Below are 3622 nucleotides of genomic sequence, written 5' to 3' on the forward strand. Positions count from 1 at the left end.
CGCATCCTGCTCGACGACGGCTACAACGTGCAGGTCAGCAACAACGCGCACCCCGGCGACCAGCCGTACTTCACCGAGGACGTCACGGTTCGAAACGGCGACGTCGTCGACTTCGCCGAGGCCGGCTACGTGCTGCAGTACGGCTTCGATGATTGGCGCCTGCAGCCGGTCACTCCGATTGATGACGAGACCGCTGCGGCCGAGAAGGCATCGTTCACGACCGAGAACCCACGCCCCGAGACGGCCCCCGAGGTCGGCGGTGACCTGCAGGTCGCGGCGTTCAACGTTTTCAACTACTTCACGACGATGAGCGAGGATGACTCCGACGCACGCGGCGCGAAGAACGAGGAGTTCTTCGCCGTACAGCGCTCCAAGATCGTCACGGCTATCAACGGACTGGATTCCGACGTCGTCGCGCTGATGGAGATCGAGAACTCGGTTCACTTCGGCGATGGCACGGCCGATGTCGCACTGGCCAACCTCGTCGACGGGCTCAACGAGGACGCCGGCTCCGATGTCTGGGAGTACGTCCCGACGCCGGAGGCGCTGCTCGACACCACGACCGACGTCATCACGAACGCGATCATTTACAAGAAGGCTGCCGTCACCCCTGTCGGAGACAGCACAGCGGTGATAGACGAGACGGTGTGGGGCAACGCCCGCGAGCCGATCGCGCAGACGTTCGACATGGACGGCCGGATCGTCTCGGTCATCGCCAACCACTTCAAATCGAAGTCGGGAGACGGCGACGAGCCGGCCGACGGCCAGGGTCACTTCAACGCCGACCGCACGGCGCAGGCACAGTCGTTGCTGTCCTTCACGGACGAGATCGCCGAGACCAGCGGTAGCGAGGACATCCTGCTGCTCGGCGACTTCAACGCCTACGGTCAGGAAGACCCGATCAACGTCTTTACGCAGGCCGGCTGGACCGACCTCGTTCCCGCGAACGCCGAGGGCCAGTACACCTACACCTTCGACGGAGAGCTCGGATCGCTCGACCACGCGATCGCGTCGCCGCAGCTGGCCGAGTCGGTGACGGGCACCGGTGTGTGGACGATCAACTCTCCCGAGTGGAGCGACCGCGGCTACGCGTTCGGCGCCGCCGAGGCGGGCACTCCCTTCCGCTCCAGTGACCACGACCCGGTCATCGTCGGCATCTCGAGCGAGATCCCGCCGGTCGACATCGACATCGTCACGATCAACGACTTCCACGGTCGTATTGAGGCCGACGGTGCCGCAGCCGGCGCCGCCGTGCTCTCCGGGGCAGTCAAGTCGGTGCGCGACGCGAACCCGAACACCGTGTTCGCGGCAGCAGGGGATCTCATCGGAGCTTCCACCTTCACGTCGTTCATCAACGACGACAACCCCACCATCGACGCGCTGAACGCCGCCGGGCTCGAAGTGAGCGCGGCCGGTAATCACGAGTTCGACCAGGGTTGGGAAGACCTTCGCGACCGCGTGCAGGACCGCGCCGAGTGGGAGTACATCTCCTCGAACGTGTTCCTCACCGACACCGGCGAAACCGCGCTCGCCCCCGCATGGGTGAAAGAGATGGACGGCGTGCGCGTCGGCTTCATCGGTGCTGTCACCGAAGAGCTCGACTCACTCGTGTCGCCCGAGGGGATCAAGGACCTCGAGGTACGCAACATCGCTGACTCGGTGAACGCTGTCGCCGACGACCTCACCGACGGTGACTCTGCCAACGGCGAGGCTGACGTGCTGATCCTGCTGGTGCACGAGGGCGCCACATCGACCGACGTCGCGAGCATCACACCGGAATCGGCACTGGGCGAGATCGTCGACGGCGTGGACCCGAAGGTCAGCGCGATCGTCTCGGCGCACACGCACCTCGCTTACAACCACGTGATCGACGGACGCCCGGTCATCTCGGCCGGTCAGTACGGCGAGAACTTCGGCCTGATGAACCTGCAGGTCGACCCGGAGACGAAGGAACTGCTCTCGATCACCAATGAGATCAAGCCGCTCACAAAGGACGATGCTCCGCTGTACGACGCCGATGGCGAGGTGCAGAAGATCGTCGACGACGCCAAGGCGGAGGCCGACGTCCTCGGCGCCGAGTCTGTCGGGGCCATCACCGGAGATTTCAATCGCGCACGTCAGACCAACGGGTCGGAGAACCGCGGCGGAGAATCGACGATCGGTAACTTCGTCGCCGACGTGCAGCAGTGGGCGACCGGCGCGGATATCGCGATCATGAACCCGGGCGGCATCCGTGCGAACCTCACCTATGCTTCTGCAGGCGAGGGCGATGCTGACGGCAATGTGACCTTCCGCGAGGCGGCGACGGTGCAGCCGTTCGCCAACACGCTGGTCACGCTGAACCTCACCGGTGCGCAGCTCAAGAGCGTGCTCGAGGAGCAGTGGCAGCCGGAGGGATCAAGCCGTCCGTTCCTCAAACTCGGACTCTCCGACGGGCTGGTGTACACCTACGATCCGGCAGCGGCGACAGGCGAGCGCATCACCTCGATCACGCTGAACGGCACGCCGATCGACCCTGCGGCGTCATACGTCGTCGCGGCGAACTCGTTCCTCGCCACCGGTGGAGACAACTTCTTCACGCTGGCCGAGGGCACGAACTCGGCGGACACCGGCAAGATCGACCTGCAGTCGATGGTCGACTGGTTCGACGCCAACGGCGAGGCTAAGCCTGACCTCGCGCAGCGTGCGGTCGGTGCGACGCTGAGCGCTCCGGATGCCGACGGCTACAGTGCCGGCGATGAGGTAACCATCGACCTCTCCTCACTGGCATTCAGCGGCGGCGACCCACAACCGGGCGAGGTCACGGTATCGCTCGACGAAACCGTGCTCGCCTCGGGCGCCGTCGACCCGGCGATCGTCGACACCACCGACGAGGCCGGCCGGGCCAGCCTCACATTCACGGTTCCCGAGGGCGTCTACGGCGAGAAGCTGTTCACCGTCGCGGTGGCGGATGCCGGAACGAGCGTGCAGGTTCCGATCACATTCAGCGAGGCGCCCGCGGCGTCAGGCAGCATCACGTTGGATGCGGCGACGGTCAAGGCCGGTGGCACGGTGAACATCGTCGGATCCGGGTTCGAAGCCGGACTCGAGCTGGTCGTCGAGCTGCGCTCGACCCCGGTGGAGATCGGTTCGGTGCAGGTCGCCGACGACGGAACGTTCACGTTGGCCGTGACCATTCCTGCGAACACCCCGGCCGGTGACCACACGATCGCGGTCATCCAGCCGGACGGTGCCGAGGCGACGGCCCCGATCACCATCACCGCCGCCGACGGTACTGGAGGTTCGGGTGGTGCTGGCGACGCCGGCAGCGCTGGTGGCTCGGATGGCGATCTCGCCACGACGGGTGCCGACCCGACGCCGTACCTCATCCTGGCAGCGCTGCTGCTGATGCTGGGTGCCGCGTTCGTCGTCGCCCGCCGTCGCACTCGCGTCGAGCAGTAACCCGTACGAAGAGGCGCCTGCCGCACCCTTGGGGAGCGACAGGCGCCTCTTGGTATCCGTTCGCAGTCTGCACCCGTGCGACAGACATGTTCCCGGTCGAGGCGCCGGGCCCGGGTAGACTGGACCCCATGCCCGAACCGAAAGCCGCCTCCTTCCCGAAGATCCGCGGGGCGCTGACGTT

At 66.0% G+C, this 3622-nt stretch carries 1 protein-coding gene; it reads left to right on the plus strand.

What is annotated here, in order from left to right:
• The coding region (locus ACTIMF_RS19005) for an ExeM/NucH family extracellular endonuclease (protein WP_442351843.1) at positions 1 to 3441 on the plus strand (3441 nt) is incomplete at its 5' end.
• Positions 3442 to 3622 lie beyond the last annotated feature (181 nt).

The organism is Gordonia sp. (in: high G+C Gram-positive bacteria), assembly GCF_052106715.1.
Taxonomy (GTDB): Bacteria; Actinomycetota; Actinomycetes; order Mycobacteriales; family Mycobacteriaceae; genus Gordonia.